Raw genomic sequence first — 20968 nt, 5'->3', positions numbered from 1 at the left:
GGAAAAAATACATAATCACGTTCCCGTAATCTTGTTCTGACTGGGAAAATGTGCTATAATTTTCCTATCGTATGACATCGTCCGGCAATATCGGGACGAAAACATCATTGCTCACTGGCAGCAGACGGGAACAGAGTGAGCGATGATAAATAAACTTCAGGACAGCAGGAGGAAAAAAGCATTATGAGTGAAAAGAAATATGTAGCTTATGTGGGAACTTATACGCATGGCGCTTCCAGACAGGGAATCCATGTTTATGATGTTGATGTTGAGAATGGCACTCTTACAGAACGCAGCAGTGTTGAAGTAAGTAATGCCTCCCACATGGCTGTTTCAAAGAATGGTAAATATCTTTATTCTATCGAGGATGAGGGTGTTGCAGTATTTGAACGTGATAAAAATGGTGATCTGTCACGTATCAACAGTGTAAATATTGATGGAATGAGAGGCTGTTTCCTTTCTACAGATGTTGACGGTAAGTATCTTTATGTTGCCGGATATCATGACGGTAAGGTGACTGTTGTACATACTCATAAGGACGGCAGACTTGGAAGCCTGATGGATGGCGTATTCCATACAGGACTCGGAAGTGTTGCAGAGCGTAACTTCCGTCCCCATGTGAACTGTGTTCGTCCGACTCCGGATAATAAATATCTCTGTGCAGTAGATAACGGAATCGATCAGGTGAAGATTTACCGTGTCAACAAATTGCGCAATAAGCTGGAACTGGTAGACATCCTGAGATGTCCGAGAGAGAGCGGCCCGCGTATCATTCGTTTTAGCGATGATGGTAAGTTTGCTTATATTCTCTTTGAACTCAGTAATGAGATCAGGGCTTACAAATATGATGGAAGCGGTAAGGTTCCGACGTTTGAACTGATCCAGACGATTGAGACAAGTGCGAAGAAGGATGTTCATGATACACATAATGCAGCGTCCGGTCTTTCTCTTGCAAATGATGGCAAGCATCTTTTCTGTACAACAGCAGGTGAGGATACAGTTTCCATGTTTGAGCGTGATGAGGAGACTGGTATGCTGACAAGGAAGTTTACACTTCCGATCAGTGGTGAATATCCGAAAGATCTGGTGCTTTTACCGGATGATAAGCATCTGGTGCTGGCTAATCATGTAAGTAATACACTGACTACTTTTACAGTGGATTATGAGAAGAATATTATTGTGATGAACGGCAAGCCGATTAAGATTACAGAACCAAACTGTATCAGAATCTGGCCGGTGCCGGAAGAATAACAGATTCGTTACATAGAATCAGCAACATAGACAGATAATAAAATACCTTCATTTGAAACTGAGATCAGCTCAGAATTCAGGTGAAGGTATTTTTGTGTGGATTATTTGAAATTATTTCCGATAAAAATCCCGAACCCTGTCCATCTGGGAGCTCATATTGACAAAGAGTGCATCTGCTAGTGTAATTGCTGCCATGGATTCTACTACAACTACAGCTCTTGGAACAATGACCGGATCATGGCGGCCGTGGATTTCAAGAGAAAGAGTTTCCTTATCTTTGGTCACAGTCTGCTGGGGCTGACTGATGGATGGAGTTGGCTTAATATGGGCGCGGAGTATAATCTCACTGCCGTCGCTGATTCCGCCCATGATTCCCCCTGCGTGGTTAGAGGTTTTGACAATTTCACCATCTTTGATTGTGAATCCATCATTGTCAGTGGAACCGTTTAAGGAAGTCACTGCAATGCCATCACCGATTTCAACAGCCTTGACTGCGCCGATGGACATCAGGGCGTGGGAGAGAAGAGCACTGAGTTTGTCAAAAACAGGTTCGCCAAGTCCGGCCGGTGTTCCGGTAATGCGGCATTCGATCACACCGCCGGCACTGTCCTGGTTTTTCATACATTCTTCCAGATACTCACCGGCTTTTGCTGCTGCCTGGGCATCCGGCATGTAAAATGCATTCTGGTTGATTTCTTCTTTGTCAAAAGAAGAAATTTTGACAGGTCCGATAGATTTGGTATAGGTGCAGATGGAAATGCCAAGCTCACCTAATATTTTAGAGGCAATGGCACCTGCTGCAACTCTTCCGATAGTTTCCCTCCCTGAAGAACGTCCGCCTCCGCGGTAATCCCGGAAACCGTATTTCTGGTCAAAAGTATAGTCTGCATGTCCCGGACGGTAGGAGTATGCAATATTTCCGTAGTCTCTGGAGCGCTGGTCAGTGTTTCTTACCATCAGAGAAATTGGGGTACCGGTAGTTTTACCTTCAAAAACGCCGGAAAGGATCTCGACCAGGTCTCCCTCTTTGCGGGCAGTGGTATAACGGCTCTGACCAGGTTTTCTTCGGTCAAGGAAAATCTGGATATCGTCTTCACAGAGAGAGAGGCCGGCAGGACATCCGTCTACTACAGCTCCAAGGGCTTTTCCGTGGGATTCCCCCCAGGTGGTTACTTTAAATTTATTTCCAAATGATGACTGGCTCATATATTTTGTATCCTTTCGTACTGCCATTTTTGTGTGATATATATATGAATGTGGAATATATATGACTTTATTATAGCGAAGTGTAAAAGTTTTGTAAACCGGAACCATTGGAATTGACAAAAATTAATGTTCAAATTATAATGTATGGTGTGTTTTTGGCAGCTTTGGGTAAGCTGTCTGATGAGGGGAAAGATAGACTGCTGTGTAAACTCTTACAGCAGTAATAGAAAAAGAAGGGAAGTGTGAATCGTGGTAAGGATTTTTAAGACAATCGATGGCTCCATCCATGAGATCCAGGAACCTCAGGAGGGATGTTGGATTGCATTGACAAATCCTACAGCAACAGAGATATTTGAGATTTCTGAACAGTTTGGGATAGAGGTAGACGATTTGCGCGCTCCGTTGGATGAAGAGGAACGCTCCCGTATCGAGGTAGAGGATAATTATACATTGATCCTTGCAGATGTGCCGACCATTGAGGAGCGGAATGAGAAGGACTGGTATGTGACCATTCCTCTTGGTATCATCGTCACGCAGAAGATGATTTTTACTGTTTGTCTGGAGGATACACAGGTTCTGACCAGATTTATGGAGGGCAGGGTACGGAATTTCTTCACATATATGAAGACAAGGTTTATTTTACAGATTCTGTACCGTAATGCCAGCATGTATCTGAGATATCTGCGTATTATAGATAAAAAAAGCGAGCAGATTGAGGAAAAGCTTCATCTGTCCACCAGGAATCAGGAGCTGATGGAGCTTCTGGAACTGGAAAAATCACTGGTATACTTTACAACCTCTCTGAGATCAAATGAAATGGTACTGGAGAAATTGCTGAAGGTTGAAAGTATTAAGAAATATCCAGAAGATACAGAACTTCTGGAGGATGTTATTATTGAGAACAAGCAGGCAATTGAGATGGCCAATATTTATAGCGGAATCTTAAGCAGCATGATGGGAACCTTTGCTTCGGTTATTTCAAATAACCTGAATATTGTCATGAAGGTTCTGGCTGTAATTACCATTGTCATGAGTATTCCGACTATTGTATTCAGTGCCTACGGTATGAACCTCAGTGCTGTGGGAATGCCCTTTTCCAGGACACCCTGGGGATTTCTCATAGTGATCATTCTTTCAGTAGTAGCAAGTATCATTGCAGCGATATTTCTGTCCAAGAAGAAATTTTTCTGATGAGAGAAACTGGTTGTGGAGAGATGCTGACTGTGGCAGATTTCCCGGATAGTAAAGGAGAGTTATGAGATTTATTGACAAACTGGAACGAAAATATGGAAGGTATGGAATTGAGAATCTGACGATGTATATTATCATCAGCTATGTGCTGGGATATGCACTGATGTATATTAATCCCGGTGCACTGTCAATGCTGAGCCTGAATGTTACGAAGATACTTCAGGGACAGGTATGGAGGTTGATCACCTGGATCGTATATCCGCCAAGTACATCATCACCTCTTTGGTTTGTGATCGCGATTTTATTTTTTTATTATCCGATCAGTGCTTCTCTGGAGCATACCTGGGGAAAATTTAAATTTACCTTATATATATTATCAGGAATGATTTTTACTGTGATCGCTGCATTTATCCTTCATTTTGTAATGGGAGGCGTATTAGATGGGCTGGGAGGAATTATTTTTTCCACATATTATATCAGCTTATCTATTTTTCTGGCATATTCATTGACATATCCTGACATGACAGTGTTACTTATGTTTGTAATACCGATTAAGATGAAGTGGATGTCAATTGTCTATGCTGCGATTGTAATCTATGATGTTGCCAGATATTTTATGAATGGAGCGTGGTTTATGGCACTTCCGATCATTGCATCATTGCTGAATTTTGTGATCTTTTTCCTGGGAAGCAGGGATTTCAATCGTTACAATCCCAAGGAAATCCACAGAAAGAATGAGTTCAAGCGTGCAGTGAACGGCGGAAGTAAAACAGTGCCTTTCCCTGGAAACAGCAATGGGGTTACCAAGCATAAATGCGCTGTCTGTGGACGTACGGAAAAGGATGATCCTAATCTGGAATTCCGTTTCTGTTCCAAGTGTAACGGAAATTATGAATACTGTCAGGATCATTTATATACACATATACACAAGAAATAGGGCATAAGAGGAGAGAAAATTATTATGAAAAAAGTACCATTCGTTACTCTGGAAAAACTTCAAGAGATTACATCACAGTTTCCAACACCTTTTCATCTCTATGATGAGAAGGGAATCCGCGAGAATGCCAAAGCAGTGAAAGAAGCATTTGCATGGAATAAAGGCTTCAAAGAATATTTTGCAGTAAAGGCTACACCTAATCCTTTTCTGATCCGGATTCTCCAGGAGTATGGCTGTGGCTGTGACTGCTCGTCTATGACTGAGCTTATGATGTCCAAGGCCATTGGCTGTAAAGAGGGAGATGTAATGTTTTCTTCTAATGATACTCCGGATGAAGAATTCAAATATGCCAATGAGATTGGCGGAATTATTAATCTGGATGATATTACTCACATTGAGAGTGTGGAGAAAGCAGTGGGATATATTCCCAAAGTGATCAGCTGTCGTTATAATCCGGGCGGATTATTCAAGATCAGCAATGATATTATGGACAATCCGGGAGATGCCAAATATGGTATGACCACAGAGCAGATTTTTGAGGCATTTAAGATTCTGAAAGCTAAGGGAGCAGAGGAATTTGGTATTCATTCTTTCCTTGCAAGTAATACAGTGACTAACGAGTATTATCCTATGCTTGCCAGAGAATTGTTTAAGCTGGCAGTTGATCTGCAGAAGGAAACAGGCGCTCATGTGAAGTTTATCAATCTTTCCGGTGGTGTGGGAATCCCTTACAGACCGGATCAGACACCAAATGATATCCGTGAGATCGGCGAGGGTGTCCGCAAGGTTTATGAGGAAGTTCTGGTTCCGGCAGGAATGGGAGATGTGGCAATCTATACAGAGATGGGACGTTTTATGATGGGACCTTATGGCTGTCTGGTAACGAAGGCAATTCATGAGAAACATACTCACAAGGAGTATATCGGAGTGGATGCCTGCGCTGTAAACCTGATGCGGCCGGCAATGTATGGTGCTTATCATCACATTACAGTAATGGGCAAAGAAGATCAGCCGTGTGATCATATGTATGATATCACAGGTTCTCTTTGCGAAAATAATGATAAATTTGCCATCGACCGTTATCTGCCCAAGGTTGATATGGGAGATTTGCTGGTGATCCATGATACAGGTGCTCATGGCTTTGCAATGGGATACAATTATAATGGTAAGCTGAAATCTGCTGAGATTCTTCTTCATGAGGATGGAAGCTTTGAAATGATCCGCCGTGCTGAGACACCAAAGGATTATTTTGCAACATTTGACTGTTTTCCGATTTATGAAAAATTGCTGGAAGATATGAAATAAGTCTGAAAGGATTTGGAGCTGTTTGGAAGTCCGGGAATCGGGAAATTAGACAGTTATATGAGAGTTTATGAAAATAAGGATATACCGGTCTGCCTGGAAGGAACTGCAGACCGGTTTTCTTACGCTTTTATGGAGAAGACAGTGAAAACTGCATGATTAATATGGAATCTGGAGCGAGAAATATGAAGTTGAAACGGAAATTATCCGGAATTTTAATCCTGTTTGGATTATTTTTGGTGGGATTGGTGGGAAAACCATGTTGTCAGGTACAGGCAGCAGAAGAATATTATGTGCCTTATGGGACGATAGAGATCAAAGCAGGAAAGTCCAAAGCAATGGATATTTACTGTGATAATGTAAAGCTGAAACCATCCGGATTTAAATGGAGCAGCAATAAACCGGAATGTGTGTCTGTTGTGAGCGGTATTGTAAAGGGGAAAAAGACTGGATATGCCAGGGTCACTGCTAAAAAGAACAAAAAAACTGTAAGCTGTATGGTGTATGTATATAATAAAATACAGACAGTACCCTTTAAGAATTACCGGGGACAGGTGAAAATCACCAGAGATTCAGATCTGACACTGAAACCGGAAAAGCTTGGAAAAGGAATTACATATACGTCTTCTGATTATGACGTTGCAAATGTGACAGCTGATGGAAAAGTGGTCCCATTTAAAGAAGGAAAAGTAACGATTACCTGTTGTTCCTATGGTGCCAGCAAATACGTTTCCAAAATCGTAGTAGTAATTGGAAAGGCTGCCAGGGATATCAGCATTAAAAAACAGCTTTCTCTGGAAACAGGGGAGAAAAGCCAGCTGGAGGTAAAGGCAGTTCCTACAAATGGAGTTTTATCTGCAATCAAATATTCTTCCGACGACAGTACAGTAGCATCTGTGGATAATAAGGGGCAGATTATCGGTAAATCTGCGGGAAGGGCCAATATTACAGTGACTGCTGCTGGTGCTGACGGGACAATTCAGAAGAATGTGGAGGTATATGTAGCGGAGGCAGATAAGGAAACAGACATTACTCAGGGAACGGATACCGGATATATCTATCACAGAGGAGATCCCACCAGTGCTCCTGAGAATACTCTTCCTGCTTTTGAAATTGCAGGAAAAAATGGAGCCCGTTATGTGGAAACGGATGTGTATGAGACAAAGGATGGTGTACTTGTGGTTTTCCATGATACATCCTTGAAACGAATGTGCGGTGTGGATAAAAATATTCTGGATATGACATATGCAGAACTTTGCCAGTATCCGATCATTTATGGCAGAAATGCGGCTATGTTTCCCAACAATGTGGTTCCAACGCTGAAGCAGTATATTGACTGCTGTAATACCTATAATATGACACCTGTGATTGAGATCAAGCAGATTCCCAGTGCCAATGGGATGAAACAATTTAAACAGCTTTTATCTATATCTAAAAAGCAGCCGTTGATCATTTCCCTGAGGGACAGTTATCTGATCACATTGAGACAACTGGGAATTCCGTATAAAATGCAATGGGTGATCAAGGAGCCGATCACAGACAGCATCATTCGCCGATGCTCACAGTATAACTGGGATGTAAGTACCATGTATAACTTTGTGAAAAAAGAAGATATTCCCAAAGCACATCAGATGGGAGTAGGGGTTGCAGTATGGCTTTGCAAAGACCGGAAAATTGCAGATTTATTTGAAACCTGGGGTGTGGATTATATCACATGTGAAATAAATATGGAGGAGATGCTTTAGAGCATTTTTTGAACACACTCTAGAAAGGGCTTATTATTTCCGATGTTCTCTGTATGTGGTATACTTATATACTCACTGAAAAAATAAAGTCCGCTAAGACTGTAACAGTAATTTGTCGAGTTTTACATAATAGAACAGATTGTACGACCTTACAAGATGTGATAATATATAAGAGCCGCGAACCTTTCCGGTAGAGGGGAAGTGAAACACCGTGGAAACTATTATTACATTCATTGTCTCTGTACTGGCAGGTATTGTTAGCTACTTTATCTGCAAATGGTTGGAAGGGGACGAATAAGCGGCGCCAGCCTAAGGTATAAGCCACCTTACATAAACGGAATAGAAAAAGCTCAGAGTTCCGACCTCTGAGCTTTTTCTTATTTCCGATAGAAATTTAGTTCCATGGAAAACGCTATTACATTCATTAGCTGTTATTATCATATGCCATGATGCCCTAAAAGTCAACCATTAAATGAATGGCAGCAGTTGTCCGCTTCCAAATTTGTTCGAATTAAATCTCTATAGTGAAACGTTTATACATTACCGGGGATGTTTTCAACTTGATAAAAAAAAATGTGTTATATAGGAAGAAACTTGATTCAAAAAATGACGGAAAATCTTTTGAAATAACTGAAATTGTATAGCATATTTGCATTAGATTAGACTAAACTAAAAATTAAAATTATATTTTGAAAGTTTTACAAAAAATACAAAATTCACTTGGCAAATGTCGAATGCCGAATGCTTCTATAGGTGGGAGATGAATTGCAAAAAAATAGAAAAGAACACTTATTCTACAATGCAATTCATGGTATAATAGAATCAGTCGCAAGGAATAAGTGTATTCAGTTAAACATTGATGTAAAAAATATTTGATTACCTGTTTGATTACTCATTGAATCGTAGGGATGGATAAACCCTTTAAAATCAACGTTTTTAAGTGCCGGCAGTGGGACTTGAACCCACACGATGTTGCCACCAACAGATTTTGAGTCTGCCTCGTCTGCCAATTCCGACATGCCGGCGTTTGAACCTTTACTATGATAGCATGATTCTGACAGATTGGCAAGAAAAATTTTACATATTTTTATAAGATATTTTTTTATAAGATACTTTTATAGTTCATTGACAATGTGATGAACGGAAACAGGGAGGGGAAAATGAAAAAAAACAAAACAATAAGGATGCTTCGGATTTTATGTGCAATGCTTTGCTGTATCTATCTGGTGGGAACGCTGCCTGTGGCAAATGTGAGTGCAGCCTCCACACCGGTGAAGAAAAACGGACGCCTTAGTGTAAAGGGCACGAGACTGGTCAACTCCCAGGGAAGGGCTGTGGTATTAAAAGGGGTCAGTACCCATGGGATCAACTGGTTTCCCCAGTATGTGAATAAGGCGGCTTTTAAGACACTGAGGGATAGCTGGGGGGTGAACTGTATCCGGCTGGCAATGTATACGGAAGAATATAATGGTTATTGTTCCGGAGGAAATCAGGCAGAACTGAGAAAACTGATCAACAATGGTGTGAAATATGCCACAGAACTGGGAATGTATGTGATCATTGACTGGCATATTTTAAGCGACGGAAATCCTGTGAAAAATAAAAAGCAGGCAATGTCATTTTTTAAATATATGGCAAAGAAATATAAAAACCAGAACAATATTTTTTATGAAATCTGCAATGAACCTAATGGGGGTACATCCTGGAACATGATCAAAAGCTATGCCTCATCTGTTATAAAAACCATACGTAAATATGATAAGAAAAATATTATTCTGGTGGGAACACCTACCTGGTCCCAGGATGTAGATGTGGCAGCAGACAGTCCTATCAAAGGATATTCCAATATTATGTACACTTTTCATTTTTATACAGCTACTCATGGTGACAGCTATAGGCAGAAAGTGCAGGCTGCTATTCAGAAGGGACTGCCGGTTTTTGTCAGTGAATTTGGAATTTCTGAAAGCTCCGGGAATGGCAGAATTGACAAAAACGAAGCAAATAAGTGGATGCAGTTTCTGAAGAAAAATAAGATCAGCTATGTCTGCTGGAGCCTGTGTAATAAAAATGAAAGCTGCTCGCTGCTGAAAAGCTCCTGCAACCGGACGGGAAATTTCAAAAAATCGGATTTGTCCCAGGCTGGCCTGTGGTACAAGTCTGTAAAATGACAGAGAAATGAAAGAATCTGATTTCTAAAAAGTTTATGAAATTCTCATGAAATTTTCGGCCTTTTATTGAAAATTACATGAATAAGTGATATGGTACTTGTTACAAAATAACAAATGGAGGAATTGCCAATGAACCTTGATAATAAAAAGCCAGGCAGAAAACCGCTTTATGTCTATTATATTATTGCAGCGGTTATTATAATTCTGCTGAATGTACTGCTTCTTCCTGCAATTGAGGGAAGAAAGGTACAGACCACAGATTATAACACCTTTCTCACTGGCGTAGAAAAAAATTACGTAAAAGCAGTTGAGATTCAGGATAATTATATTTATTATGAAGTTGAGAGTGATGGACAGGAGTTATATTGCCGGACAGTAAAGGTGAATGACCCGGAGCTGGTAGACAGGCTTCATGATGCAGGCGTAAAATTTGAAGCAGTTGCACCTCAGCAGACATCTATCTGGGTGAGTATTCTGGCTGGATATGTACTGCCTATCCTTATCTTTATTCTTCTGGGACGCTGGCTTAGCAAGAAGATGATGAGTTCCATGGGCGGAGGACCGGGAGGTGCTATGTCCTTTGGAAAGAGTAATGCTAAAGTATATGTAAAATCATCTACAGGTATTAAATTTGCAGATGTTGCCGGCGAGGAGGAAGCAAAGGATCTGTTAAAGGAGATTGTAGATTATCTTCATAATCCTCAGAAATACAGAGAAATTGGTGCGTCCATGCCAAAGGGAGCCCTGCTTGTAGGCCCTCCGGGAACAGGTAAAACTCTTCTGGCAAAGGCTGTAGCAGGCGAGGCAGAGGTTCCTTTTTTCTCTATTTCCGGTTCGGAATTTGTGGAAATGTTTGTTGGTATGGGAGCAGCCAAGGTTCGTGATCTGTTTAAACAGGCTAATGAGAAGGCACCCTGCATTGTATTTATTGACGAGATAGATACCATTGGTAAGAAACGAGATGGTGCAGGATTTACAGGTGGTAATGATGAGCGTGAGCAGACATTAAACCAGCTGTTGACAGAAATGGACGGTTTTGATGGATCCAAGGGTGTTGTGATCCTTGCTGCCACTAACAGACCGGATTCTCTTGATCCGGCTCTTCTCAGACCTGGCCGTTTTGACAGACGTATTCCGGTAGAGCTTCCGGATCTGAAGGGAAGAGAGGATATCCTTAAAGTTCATGCCAAGAAGATTAAAATTGCAGATTCTGTCCGCTTTGATGAAATTGCCAAGGCTGCAGCAGGAGCTTCCGGCGCAGAACTTGCCAATATTGTAAATGAAGCTGCGCTCCGTGCAGTTCGTGACGGAAGAAAATTTGCTACACAGGCTGATTTTGAGGAGAGTATTGAGGTAGTTATTGCCGGATATCAGAAGAAGAACAGAGTTCTTTCCAACAAGGAAAAACTTATTGTAGCTTATCATGAAATCGGCCATGCACTGGTTGCTGCAAAACAGACAGAATCCGCACCTGTTCATAAGATTACAATTATTCCGCGTACTTCAGGCGCTCTTGGATATACCATGCAGGTAGATGACGGTGACCATTATCTTATGACAAAGGAAGAGCTGGAGAATAAGATTGCAACCTTTACAGGCGGCCGTGCAGCAGAGGAACTTATTTTCCATTCCATTACCACAGGAGCTTCCAATGATATTGAGCAGGCTACCAAGATTGCCAGGGCTATGATCACCAGATATGGTATGAGTGAGGATTTTGATATGGTTGCTATGGAAAATGTTACCAACCAGTATCTGGGAGGAGATTCCAGCCTTGCATGTTCCTTTGAAACACAGACGCTTTTGGACAAGAAGGTTGTGGATTTGGTGAAAATGGAGCACCAGAAAGCACTGAAGATTCTGCAGGACAATATCGGAAAGCTTCATGAGCTTGCAAAATATCTGTATGAACATGAGACTATTACAGGGGAAGAGTTTATGAAAATCCTGAATGATCCCCTTCCTTCTGTGAATACCGGGGCTGCAAAGCAAGAGAATACAGAAGAAAATTCAGAAGAGAATACAAAAGAGAATACAGAAGAATAGAAGACATATTGACAAAAAGTTATGTAGTGAAAGCAGCAGGAGAAGAGAGCCTGCTGCTTTTTCCTGTCTTTCACCGGGCTGCTTTTACCGGCGATCAGGATTCTTCCTTGTAAATCAGTCCGGGTTCAGTTATAATAGGAACAATGAAATGAAGTTTAGCCGGTTGACAGAGAAAACAGGACAGTCAGAAAGAAGGGACGTTATGAACTGCCGTACTGCAGAGGGAATGGTAAACGGATATATTAATCATGAACTTTCTTTGAAGGAGCTGGAGGAATTTTTGGATCATATCCAGACATGTTCTTCCTGTTATGATGAATTGGAGACATATTTCATTGTTCATGAGGCCATGCAGCAGCTGGATGACAATGACAGCGGATCAGTGATGGATTTCAAGAGCCTTCTGGAACAGGATATCCGGAAATCCAGACGATATATCCGTAAGAAAAAATTAGGCCGTTTTTCAGTGGGAGTCCTTTTGTGTATACTGATCGTGGCTCTGGCAGCGTTTATGGTATATGTGGTGATGCAGATGATTCGTATTATCTGATCGCTAAATGAAGAGGTTGTTGTATGATTGGAGGAACTTATGAGTGAAAAAATATTACTGATCGACGGACATAGTATTTTAAACAGGGCTTTTTACGGTCTGCCGGATCTGACTAATTCTGAAGGAAAGCATACAGGGGCAGTCTATGGCTTTCTGAATATTCTTTTCAGAATTCTGGAGGAGGAAAAGCCACAGTATCTGACTGTGGCCTTTGATCTTCATGCACCTACCTTCCGTCATAAAATGTATGAGGCATACAAAGGAACCCGTAAACCCATGCCTGAGGAACTGAGAGAACAGGTGCCCTTGATCCAGGAAATGCTTACTGCCATGGGTGTAAAAATTGTTACTATGGAGGGCTATGAAGCAGATGATATTCTGGGAACTTTGGCCGGTAGAAGTGAGAAGAAAGGGATGGATGTGACCATTCTCTCAGGAGACAGGGATTTACTACAGCTTGCCACTGAGAAAGTAATGATCCGCCTTCCAAGAACTGTAAGAGGGAAGACTACCATAGAGGATTTTCATGCAGAGCAGGTGCTGGAGAAATATCAGGTAACACCACTTCAGATTGTTGATCTGAAGGCTCTTATGGGAGACAGCGCAGATAATATCCCCGGAATCCCGGGAGTTGGTGAGAAAACTGCTACAAAGATCATAGCGGAATATGGCTCTGTTGAAAATGCCCATGAACATCTGGAGGAGATCAAACCCAACCGCGCAAAGGAATCTCTCAGAGAGCATTATGATCTGGCACAGCTTAGTAAAGCATTGGCTGCAATCAATACAGACAGCCCGGTGGAGTTTGACTATGAGCAGGCGAAGCTTGGAAATCTTTATACACAGGATGCATTTTTGCTTTGTAAGCGATTGGAATTCAAAAATTTACTGGGTCGTTTTGACTCAGAAAATGCACAGCCACAGCAACAGATGCAGGAATTTTTCAGCTGCAGTGATCTGTCCGGATGTGAAACCCTTTTTGACAAAGCTGCAAAGCAGGAATATGTGGGAGTTTCACTGGTTGCAGAGCAGGGACAGGTATTTGGTGTGGGACTGGCACTGGATCAGGAGGAAGTTTATTTTATACCTGTGGAGGGACTGCTTACAGAGAATTATCTCTGTGGAAAGCTTCAGCAGCTTTTGCAGAAATCCTCCCATGGAGCTTTGACAATCTGCTCCATGGATGTGAAATCCATGCTGAAATATGTAGATGGTGAGGATTTTGGTGAGATTTTTGACACAGGAGTAGCTGCTTATCTTCTGAATCCGCTGAAATCATCATATACCTATGATGATATTGCAAAAGAATATTTAAATGGCCGGCTTCTTCCGTCCAGAGAGGAACTGCTGGGAAAAATGACTCTGGAAAAGGCATGGCAGCAGAGCGAGGACGGTCTGGTAAATATGGCTTGCTATATGGCATATACAGCGCTTGTGAGCAGAGAACCTCTTTGCGAAGCGTTGAAAGAGACGGACATGTGGAGAGTTTACACGGAAATTGAGCTTCCTTTGATTTTTACACTGAATTCCATGGAAAAATGGGGGATCAAAGTAAAAGGGGAGGAACTGAAAAGCTATGGAGAAAGGCTGAATATCCGGATTGCAGAGCTGGAACAGCTGATCTGGAAACAGGCGGGAGAGGAATTTAACATTAATTCTCCCAAACAGATGGGAATCATCCTTTTTGAAAAGCTGGGGTTAAAGGGTGGCAAGAAAACAAAAACAGGATATTCTACAGCTGCTGATATTCTGGAGAAGCTGGCACCGGAGTACCCGATTGTGAAAGATATTCTGGAGTACAGACAGTTAACAAAACTGAAATCTACCTATGCAGATGGGCTGGAAAAGGTGATCGAAAAGGATGGAAGGATCCATTCGACTTTCAATCAGACTATTACTGCTACAGGACGTATCAGCAGTACAGAGCCTAATCTTCAGAATATTCCTGTACGCATGGAATTGGGACGCCTGATCCGAAAGGTTTTTGTACCGGAGGATGAGTATGTATTTCTGGATGCAGATTATTCCCAGATTGAGCTGCGTGTACTGGCACATATGTCAGGGGATGAGAAACTGATCCAGGCTTACCGTGAGGCACAGGATATTCACAGGCTGACAGCGTCACAGGTATTTCATGTGCCTTTTGATCAGGTAACTCCTTTGCAGAGAAGAAACGCCAAGGCAGTTAACTTTGGAATTGTGTATGGAATCAGTTCCTTTGGTCTCAGCCAGGATTTAAGTATTACAAGAAAAGAAGCGGCTGATTATATTGAAAGATATTTTGAAACTTATCCTAAAATCAAGGGATTTCTGGATGAACTGGTGGAACAGGGCAAGGAAAAGGGCTATGTGACGACCATGTTTGGAAGACGAAGACCAATTCCGGAATTGAAGTCCAGCAATTTTATGCAGCGTTCTTTTGGGGAAAGAGTTGCCATGAATTCTCCTATTCAGGGAACAGCAGCAGACATTATTAAAATTGCCATGAACCGTGTCTATAAGCGACTGAAGGAAGAGGGATTGCGTTCCCGTCTGGTATTGCAGGTTCATGATGAGCTTCTTATAGAGACTTATAAAGAGGAAATTGAACAGGTTTCTGCAATCCTGGAGGAAGAAATGAAAGGAGCTGCGAACCTGTCAGTAGAACTGGAAGTGGATATGCACCAGGGCAATAACTGGTATGAGGCAAAATAAATGATTACAATAGGGATCACCGGCGGAGTGGGAGCCGGCAAGAGTACAGTACTGGATTTTCTGGAACAGGAATATCAGGCATATGTGATGAAAGCAGATGAAATAGGTCATCTGGTGATGGAACCGGGACAATCCTGCTATAAACCGGTAATTGCATTATTTGGAAAACAAATTATAAAAAATGATAAAACTATTGACCGCAGGCTGGTTTCGGATGTAGTATTTTCACATCCGGATATGCTGGAAAAATTAAATCACATTATTCATCCTGCTGTGAAGGAATACATCCGCAGACAGCTCGACCTGAAAAAGGAAGAGGGACAGAGAATCTGTGTGGTAGAGGCAGCCCTTCTTCTGGAGGATCATTATGAGGAATTCTGTGATACTGTCTGGTATATCCATACGGATTCAGAGATCCGTATCCGCAGGCTGATGGAAAGCCGGGGATATACCAGGGAGAAATCAATGAGTATTATAGCCAGTCAGGCACCGGAAGAATTTTTTAGGGCGCATACAGATTATGTGGTTACAAATAATGCTGATCTGGAGGAAACCTGGCAACAGATCAGGGAAGGAATTAAAAAATATGAGACTTTGTAGTATTGCCAGCGGCAGCAGTGGGAACTGTATTTATGTAGGCTCTGATCAGACACATCTGTTGGTAGATGTGGGGATCAGCGGTAAGCGCGTGGAGCAGGGACTGAATGAGCTGGAGCTGACAGGAAGAGATATTGACGGTGTTCTGATTACCCATGAGCATTCGGATCATATTAAAGGACTGGGAGTGCTTGCCAGAAAGTATCAGATACCTGTTTATACCACAGGAGGTACGGTGGATGCCTTGTCCAGAATGAATTTGGGAAAAATGCCGGAAGGGATTTTCCATGAGATCAGGGAAGATGAGACATTCTCGGTGGGAGATCTGAAAATAGATCCTTTTACGATTTCTCATGATGCCGCGCAGCCGGTGGGATACCGTATAGAATGTGATGACCACTCTGTGGGAATTGCCACGGACCTTGGAAAATATAATGAATACATAATTGAGAATCTCCAGAATCTGGATGCCCTTCTTCTGGAGGCAAACCATGATATCCGTATGCTTCAAGTGGGAAAATATCCTTATTATCTGAAACAGAGGATTCTGGGAGACAGAGGACATCTTTCTAATGAAAATGCAGGCAGACTTTTATGCAGGCTTCTTCATGACAACATGAAAGCTATTTTTCTGGGACATTTAAGCAGAGAAAATAACTATGAAGAGCTGGCCTATGAGACTGTGTGCTCAGAAGTAACCTTAGGCGACAACCCTTATAAGTCCCGTGATTTTAAAATACAGGTGGCAAAGAGGGATTGCATATCAGAAGTAATTACAGTGTAGAAAGGACAAAGAACTTATGAAAAAAACAATCATTACCGTAGTAGGAAACGACACAGTGGGGATTATTGCAAAGGTTTGTACTTATCTTGCAGACAACAATGTAAATATTCTTGATATCTCCCAGACCATCGTACAGGGATACTTCAACATGATGATGGTAACAGATGCCACAAAATGTGAAAAAGATAATGGGGTTCTTGCAAAAGAACTGGAAGACCTTGGAAATCAGATCGGCGTAGTGATCCGCTGCCAGCATGAAGACATCTTCAATGTAATGCACAGAATCTGAGAAAACATACAAGGGAGAAAGATAAAATGATCAATATTTTTGAAGTAAATGAAACCAATAAAATGATCGAGCAGGAGAACCTGGATGTGCGTACCATTACAATGGGAATCAGCCTTCTGGACTGTATTGACAGTGATCTTGAGACTTTGAACAAAAAGATTTATAACAAGATCACAACCTGTGCCAAAGATCTGGTATCCACAGGTGAGGCAATCTCCATGGAATATGGGATCCCCATTGTAAATAAAAGAATTTCCGTAACTCCTATCGCTCTGGTGGGCGGTGCGGCATGTAAGACAAAAGAAGATTTTGTGACAATTGCAGAGACTCTGGATAAGGCTGCAAAGACAGTTGGAGTAAACTTCATTGGTGGTTATTCTGCTCTGGTAAGCAAGGGAATGACTCCTGCAGAGAAACTTCTGATCGAGTCTATTCCACAGGCACTGGCAAAGACAGAGCGTGTCTGCAGCTCTGTAAATGTGGGCTCTACACGTACAGGTATCAATATGGACGCTGTCAAACTGATGGGTGAGATCGTTCTGGAAACAGCTCGGGCAAGTAAGGATCAGGATTCTCTGGGATGTGCCAAGCTGGTTGTATTCTGTAATGCGCCGGATGATAATCCTTTTATGGCAGGTGCGTTCCACGGTGTGACAGAGGCAGATACGATCATCAACGTAGGTGTCAGCGGACCTGGTGTTGTTAAAACTGCTCTTGAGAAAGTGAGAGGAAAGGATTTTGAGACACTTTGCGAGATGATCAAACGTACTGCATTTAAGGTAACACGTGTTGGACAGCTGGTAGCAAGGGAAGCTTCCAAACGTCTTGGTGTTAAGTTTGGTATTGTGGATCTTTCTCTTGCTCCTACTCCTGCCATCGGCGACAGTGTTGCTGAGATCCTGGAGGAGATTGGTCTGGAGCATGCAGGTGCACCGGGTACAACAGCAGCTCTTGCTCTGTTAAATGACCAGGTGAAAAAGGGCGGCGTTATGGCTTCTACTGCAGTTGGTGGTTTAAGTGGTGCATTTATTCCGGTCAGTGAGGATCAGGGTATGATCGATGCTGTAAATGCAGGTGCTCTGACTCTTGAGAAGCTGGAGGCTATGACCTGTGTATGTTCTGTAGGTCTTGATATGATTGCGATTCCTGGAGATACCAAGGCTTCTACTATTGCAGGTATTATTGCAGATGAGGCTGCTATTGGTATGGTGAATCAGAAGACTACGGCGGTTCGTCTGATCCCGGTAATTGGTAAGGGAGTTGGCGAAGTGGTTGAGTTCGGTGGACTGCTTGGTTATGCACCGATCATGCCGGTGAATCAGTTCTCCTGTGATGCGTTTGTGCAGAGAGGCGGAAGGATTCCGGCGCCGATCCATAGCTTTAAAAACTGATGAAAAATGCCAGAAACTTCGGAAAAGGGAGTTTCTGGCCTTTTTTTGTTCAAGAGGGACGCGGGGCGGAAAATATTTTGTCTGGGGTGCGGTTTCGGAGCCTAAGATATTCTAAGTGCTCAGAAATCTGCTAAAAGCATGAGCCGTCTTGTCAAACTCGCTCCGTCTCCGACTTCGCTCAGACAGTGATGCAGACGGCTCATAACGCAGATTTCTGAGCGCTAAGAATATCTAAGACTCCTGCAAATGCACCCCAGACAAAATATTTTCCGCTCCGCTGGTATCTGGTTTTAAGCTATGATGGACTGGATTGTTTGTGAATTACTATAAATAAAGGAAATGTCTTGCTTTAAAGAGATTCCAGTACATGTAGAAGCCGGGTGTTGTCCTGGGGGTGCATGATGCAGAAGCGGATGTATTCTCCTTCCAGGCATTCGAAGGAGGTGCAGTCGCGGATCATGAGGCCCTGGCGGATGCAGGTGTCGAAGACGTCCTGGGAGGTCAGGCCGGGTTTCTGGATTTTCAGGAGGAGGAAGTTGGCATAGGTTGGGTAGGCTTTGTAGGTGGGGATTTCCTCTAATGCCTGAAGCAGTCGGGTGCGTTCTGAGAGGATGAGGTCCCGGGTCTGGCGGATGTAGGTTTTGTCCTGGAGCATCAGTTCGCCGGCCAAGGCTCCCAGACTGTTGAGGGACCATGGTACCTGTTTTTCTTTCATTTTTTTGAGAAATTCCAGGTTTCCGGTGATTCCGTAGCCCAGACGCATGCCTGGGGCTGCGTAGAATTTGGATACGCCGCGGAGTACCATCAGGTTCTGGAATTCTCTGGTGAGGCTAACGGCAGTAATTTCATTGATATCTGGGGCAAACTCTACATAAGTTTCGTCGATCATTACGAAAATGTTCTGCTCATTGCAGAAGGAAATGATTCTGCGCAGGTCGTTTACCTTAATTGCAGATGAGGTAGGATTATTTGGGTTGCAGAGGATGAGAAAATCGTATTTTTCTTCCAGAGTCCGGCAAAGGTCATCTACATCGAGGACAAAGTTATCTTCTTCGCGCAAGTGGTAATATTCCTGAGTGCTTCCTGAGAAGGAAAGTTCTCTGGAGTATTCGGAGTAGGTTGGGCCCAGGATAAGGGTGTGCTTTGGATTTCGTTCCTGTATCAGCAGCGCGATCAGTTCGCTGGAACCGTTTCCCGGCAGGATGAATTCAGCAGGAATGTTACAATATTCTGAAATTGTGCTGCGAAGTGAAGCATAATCTCTGTCAGGATAAGAAGACAGGACATCCAGACGCCCTGCAAGCTGTTCCTTTACATGCTCAGAAAGCCCCAGAGGGTTTACATTTGCCCCAAACATAATGATATCTTCTCTGCGAAGCCCGTAAATCTCGCAGACTTTCTCAATGTCACTTCCGTGAAATTCTATTTTAGCACTCATAATAAAGCCTCACAATCTGTTATAATAGTTCTGAATATGTGATATCTGAAATATAGTATATCATTTTTGTGCTTTTGTTTCCAGAAAAACAAATCATTTCTTGTCATATATTCAGACAGATGGTAAAATGAACCTATAATTATCATATTAAACCGAATTAAGTAGCGAAGCGGATGATTTTATCCGCTTGACTTGAATCAGGTATACCAATTAAGAAAGGCAGGAAAAAGCGTATGAAAAACAGATTATGGAAGATGATGATGGTAAGTGGACTGCTGGTTTCAGCAATGGCTGTATCAGGGGTCGGGCCGGCAAGTGTGCTGGCGGCAGAGGAGACAGAGGCTTCGGACGAAAGCGGGGATGATCTGCAGATTTTGTTTGATGAGGCTGTCAGGGATGCTATGATTATTGATAAGGATGAGATTCTTCCTGTGGTAAGTCTGGATGAAGGGGAACCTTATGCTGTTTATGATGATGAGGGCAGGATTCTTCTTTATACCTTCCATAAGTATCCGGACAGTTATCCGGACGGGGCTGATGTAAAACTGGAATGGGGAAATGTATGGACATTTACAGGCGGTGAGCTGGAGGAAAAATATCAGGAGAATAAGGACAGTGTGACAGACTGGCAGACCAGACTGAAGGAGCTGATCGGACTGCGTCCTGATAATGAATCAAATTATTTTACAGCGATGTGGGCAAAACCGGAGGACGTTTTCCGGCCGGCCTATGTTTCAGATATTGGAACAGTAGAAATGACAGATTCATTTTCAGAGAACGTCAATGAGGAATATAAAGCTTGGTTTGATGATAATATTATTTCCAGCTATTTTGACGGCGCATATCCTTGGACAAGACTGGGATATACCTACGACTGGGCAGATAATGGACAGGAATATGGATTGTCAGAGTTTATCGTTAAAAAGGACAGCGATATAAAAGTGGCATATACGGTTGATCTGGACGAGATGTTGAAGAAACTGGAAAGTGATTCCTGGAATCCGCAGACAGAAAATTCAAAAAAACCTTGACATATCTGCATTAGCGTGGTAAAGTAAACACATCAAAACCGATGAGAAAGAAGAGTAAGCAACCAAGGATCATCACAGAGAGCGGCAGCTGGTGGGAAGCCGTATGAAACTGATTGTTGAATGGCCTTTCGAGGGCGGTCCGAAATCTGAATAAGTGTGAGAGTAGGCACCGACGGGAACCGAACCCGTTATAAATCAGGAGTGTATGTTTGTACATGAGAAAGTGGACGTTTCGTCAATTTGAGTGGCACCGCGATAATAAGATACTTATTACCGTCTCAAGCAAATGCATTGTTTGAGACGGATTTTTTATATATACAAAGCGGTTTTTCACATCAGTTGGCACAT

Annotated in this window: 17 protein-coding genes, 1 tRNA gene and 1 other annotated feature; of the genes, 15 read left to right on the top strand and 3 right to left on the bottom strand. The window is 42.5% G+C overall.

Annotated features, from left to right (window positions below; translation table 11 throughout):
• The first annotated feature begins 183 nt into the window (after positions 1 to 183).
• Positions 184 to 1251: a lactonase family protein gene (locus tag H8Z82_RS08700; RefSeq protein WP_173742961.1), complete on the top strand. Its 1068-nt coding sequence runs from the start codon at positions 184 to 186 to the stop codon at positions 1249 to 1251.
• Between the two features lie 111 nt (positions 1252 to 1362).
• Here H8Z82_RS08700 and aroC read toward each other — a convergent pair whose 3' ends face one another.
• Positions 1363 to 2457 carry a chorismate synthase gene (gene aroC / locus H8Z82_RS08695; RefSeq protein ID WP_186994903.1) on the bottom strand — a complete coding sequence of 365 codons (1095 nt, stop codon included), beginning with the start codon at positions 2455 to 2457 and terminating at the stop codon, positions 1363 to 1365.
• A gap of 249 nt (positions 2458 to 2706) precedes the next feature.
• Between aroC and H8Z82_RS08690 the strand changes: the two genes are divergently transcribed.
• From H8Z82_RS08690 to H8Z82_RS08675, 5 genes are all read left to right on the top strand, one after another.
• Complete coding sequence (locus H8Z82_RS08690) at positions 2707 to 3648, top strand: magnesium transporter CorA family protein (protein WP_019161315.1); 942 nt, start codon at positions 2707 to 2709, stop codon at positions 3646 to 3648.
• A 64-nt stretch (positions 3649 to 3712) separates the two neighbouring features.
• On the top strand, positions 3713 to 4585 hold the full coding sequence (locus H8Z82_RS08685) for a hypothetical protein (protein WP_186994902.1): 873 nt from the start codon (positions 3713 to 3715) through the stop codon (positions 4583 to 4585).
• Positions 4586 to 4609: 24 nt separating this feature from the next.
• The gene (locus tag H8Z82_RS08680; RefSeq protein WP_186994901.1) at positions 4610 to 5890 is read left to right on the top strand and encodes a diaminopimelate decarboxylase; all 1281 of its coding nucleotides are present in this window, start codon (positions 4610 to 4612) and stop codon (positions 5888 to 5890) included.
• Between the two features lie 12 nt (positions 5891 to 5902).
• The gene (locus H8Z82_RS17125; protein WP_019161318.1) at positions 5903 to 6046 is read left to right on the top strand and encodes a hypothetical protein; all 144 of its coding nucleotides are present in this window, start codon (positions 5903 to 5905) and stop codon (positions 6044 to 6046) included.
• 26 nt (positions 6047 to 6072) lie between these two features.
• Positions 6073 to 7632, top strand: a complete 1560-nt coding sequence (locus tag H8Z82_RS08675; protein ID WP_186994900.1) for a glycerophosphodiester phosphodiesterase family protein — start codon at positions 6073 to 6075, stop codon at positions 7630 to 7632.
• A 941-nt stretch (positions 7633 to 8573) separates the two neighbouring features.
• Here H8Z82_RS08675 and H8Z82_RS08670 read toward each other — a convergent pair.
• Positions 8574 to 8657, bottom strand: a tRNA-Leu gene (locus H8Z82_RS08670).
• 135 nt (positions 8658 to 8792) lie between these two features.
• On the opposite strand from H8Z82_RS08670, the gene H8Z82_RS08665 reads away from it, so the two are divergent.
• The 8 genes from H8Z82_RS08665 to H8Z82_RS08630 all read left to right on the top strand — a co-directional run bounded on the left by H8Z82_RS08665 (position 8793) and on the right by H8Z82_RS08630 (position 18151).
• Complete coding sequence (locus H8Z82_RS08665; RefSeq protein WP_186994899.1) at positions 8793 to 9800, top strand: glycoside hydrolase family 5 protein; 1008 nt, start codon at positions 8793 to 8795, stop codon at positions 9798 to 9800.
• Between the two features lie 129 nt (positions 9801 to 9929).
• Positions 9930 to 11846 (top strand): ATP-dependent zinc metalloprotease FtsH, encoded by a 1917-nt coding sequence (ftsH, locus tag H8Z82_RS08660; RefSeq protein ID WP_019161321.1) that lies wholly within the window; start codon positions 9930 to 9932, stop codon positions 11844 to 11846.
• A gap of 148 nt (positions 11847 to 11994) precedes the next feature.
• Entirely contained in the window at positions 11995 to 12396 is a 402-nt protein-coding gene (locus tag H8Z82_RS08655) for an anti-sigma factor family protein (protein WP_019161323.1), read from the top strand.
• A 39-nt stretch (positions 12397 to 12435) separates the two neighbouring features.
• Complete coding sequence (gene polA, locus H8Z82_RS08650) at positions 12436 to 15090, top strand: DNA polymerase I (protein ID WP_019161324.1); 2655 nt, start codon at positions 12436 to 12438, stop codon at positions 15088 to 15090.
• Positions 15091 to 15690 (top strand): dephospho-CoA kinase, encoded by a 600-nt coding sequence (gene coaE / locus H8Z82_RS08645; RefSeq protein ID WP_019161325.1) that lies wholly within the window; start codon positions 15091 to 15093, stop codon positions 15688 to 15690. It abuts the gene before it with no gap.
• Entirely contained in the window at positions 15677 to 16471 is a 795-nt protein-coding gene (locus H8Z82_RS08640; protein ID WP_019161326.1) for an MBL fold metallo-hydrolase, read from the top strand. Before coaE ends, H8Z82_RS08640 begins: the two co-directional genes overlap by 14 nt.
• A 16-nt stretch (positions 16472 to 16487) precedes the next feature.
• A complete protein-coding gene (locus tag H8Z82_RS08635) occupies positions 16488 to 16760 on the top strand; it encodes an ACT domain-containing protein (protein ID WP_019161327.1) in 273 nt (90 codons plus the stop codon).
• Between the two features lie 26 nt (positions 16761 to 16786).
• A complete protein-coding gene (locus tag H8Z82_RS08630) occupies positions 16787 to 18151 on the top strand; it encodes a PFL family protein (protein ID WP_186994898.1) in 1365 nt (454 codons plus the stop codon).
• Between the two features lie 349 nt (positions 18152 to 18500).
• Here the strand turns inward: H8Z82_RS08630 and H8Z82_RS08625 are convergent, their stop codons facing one another.
• On the bottom strand, positions 18501 to 19589 hold the full coding sequence (locus H8Z82_RS08625; RefSeq protein ID WP_186994897.1) for a pyridoxal phosphate-dependent aminotransferase: 1089 nt from the start codon (positions 19587 to 19589) through the stop codon (positions 18501 to 18503).
• A gap of 233 nt (positions 19590 to 19822) precedes the next feature.
• Between H8Z82_RS08625 and H8Z82_RS08620 the strand changes: the two genes are divergently transcribed.
• Positions 19823 to 20620 (top strand): hypothetical protein, encoded by a 798-nt coding sequence (locus H8Z82_RS08620; RefSeq protein ID WP_186994896.1) that lies wholly within the window; start codon positions 19823 to 19825, stop codon positions 20618 to 20620.
• 32 nt (positions 20621 to 20652) lie between these two features.
• Positions 20653 to 20904: a binding site (T-box leader), on the top strand.
• Positions 20905 to 20968: the final 64 nt, after the last annotated feature.

The organism is Blautia difficilis (genome assembly GCF_014297245.1).
GTDB lineage: Bacteria > Bacillota > Clostridia > Lachnospirales > Lachnospiraceae > Blautia_A > Blautia_A difficilis.
This window is presented reverse-complemented; position numbering and strand designations above follow the sequence as displayed.